The sequence below is a fragment of the Puniceibacterium antarcticum genome (genome assembly GCF_002760615.1).
GTDB classification, from domain to species: domain Bacteria; phylum Pseudomonadota; class Alphaproteobacteria; order Rhodobacterales; family Rhodobacteraceae; genus Puniceibacterium; species Puniceibacterium antarcticum.
In genome coordinates, this window is sequence record NZ_AWWI01000129.1 from 1 (window position 1) to 1,823 (window position 1,823).

At 50.4% G+C, this 1,823-nt stretch carries 1 protein-coding gene; it reads left to right on the forward strand.

Translation table 11 applies throughout. From position 1 onward, the window contains the following. Window positions 1–1,780, forward strand: a 1,780-nt coding sequence (locus P775_RS29455) for an Ig-like domain-containing protein (RefSeq protein ID WP_180287511.1), incomplete at its 5' end; no start/stop codon positions are given. Between the last annotated feature and the right edge of the window lie 43 nt (window positions 1,781–1,823).

Genomic DNA, 1,823 nt, shown 5'->3' on the forward strand with positions numbered 1-1,823 from the left:
CAAGCTCTTTGGCGGTACAGGAGCCGACACTCTGATCGGTGGAAGCGGGGATGATGAAATTGAAGCCGGATCGGGCGGTCCTGACACAATCGATGGCGGTGAGGGTTTTGACACACTTCTGTTGATGCGAAACGATCTTGGCAGTGTGAGCTTCACCTATGATCAAAGCTCAGAGGCCGGTTTCTCTCTATCTGATGGCACCACGGTCGTGGGTATTGAGCGCCTGGACTTCAGGTCTGGAGCTGAGAATGACACCGTAACATACATTCTCAAAGAAGGGAGTGGGATCCACGTCTTCGATGGGAGTGGCGGGATAGATCACGGGATACTAGATCTCAGTGCCTTTACAACTGAAATTCAATCGGGCGGTGGCGGTTTCAGCTCGGGAATTGGCCCTACTCATGCGTTCAATACCGTAGGCGGGGATGGCATCCTGTACGGCAATGTAGAACGCTTCACAGTTCTAGGGGGCAGCGCAGATGACTGGCTTGAGGGTGCACTATTCAATGACCGTTTTGAAGGCAACGAGGGCAACGATACGCTTAAGGGCAACGAAGGCGATGACTACCTGTCTGGTGGGATTGGTAACGACAAGCTCTTTGGCGGTACAGGAGCCGACACTCTGATCGGTGGAAGCGGGGATGATGAAATTTACGGCGGTTCCTCGACAGACACAGCAGTTTTTTCAGGCAATAGAGCCGACTACACTATCACCGTCTCTGAAAATCCAGAGTTCGATCTTCAGATTGTAGATAATAGGCCTTTTTCTCCAGACGGCAGGGACCTTCTTGCCTCAACAGAATTCTTACAGTTCGCAAATGCTAGAATTGAAGCTGATGATGCACTTTCGACTGCTCCGTCAGCAGCTGACGATGAGTTTGAGATTTCAGCTCTGGGGCCAATTTTTCTAGATGTTCTGTTGAATGATACGGACCCAGATGGCGACAATCTGACAATTTTAGCAATCACGTCTCAGCCGTCTTCTGGTTTGGCATATATTTTCAACAATAAGATTATTTTCGATCCTTTGGGAGATTTCTCGGGGAATTCGGAAGAAAATGTCAATTTTACTTATCGCATTACGGATGGAAAAGGCTTTTACGATGAAGCCCAAATTCGCTTAGTTGTTCAGATTTCGCCATTACCAGATATTGAGGGGCTTCTAATAAACGGCATCCAAGTTGCTAAACCTTCGTCTTACGGTTACGATCAAGATTTTGGAGGTGCGGAGGTGTCTGCCGACGGCAGTACGCTGCATCTTACGAACAATGCTTGGAAGAAAGTCGCGATCGATACGACTATAACTGCAGATACGGTGCTGACCTTTGACTTCAAGAGCGATGTTCGCGGCGAGATCCACGGGATCGGCTTTGATACAGATGACACTGTCTCGCCGGAATGGATGTTCAAGCTTGATGGGACCCAGTGGGGATGGGGGCTTCAGGCCGTCAACGGCGAATACATCACCGGCTCGGGCTACCAGAGCTATTCCATCCGTGTCGGGGATTACTTTCAGGGCGATTTCGACCGCATAGTTTTTGCCATGGATGATGACGCAGGAGTGGGGGCAGATAGCAGTTTCCGCAATATATCCCTGAGCGAAAGTCCACGCCTGCTGATCGGCACACAGAGCGCGGATGTTGCGGGATACAGCGTTCAGGATGCGGGCTCAGCCCAAGTATCGGAAGACGGTAGTTCCGTGACTCTGACCGAAAATGCTTGGAAGAAGATTGCGATCAATACGACTATCACCGCCGATACTGCTTGGTCTCAAGATTGAAGTGCGACACCCACAGCCCGAAGGGCATAGGATGTTGGCATGG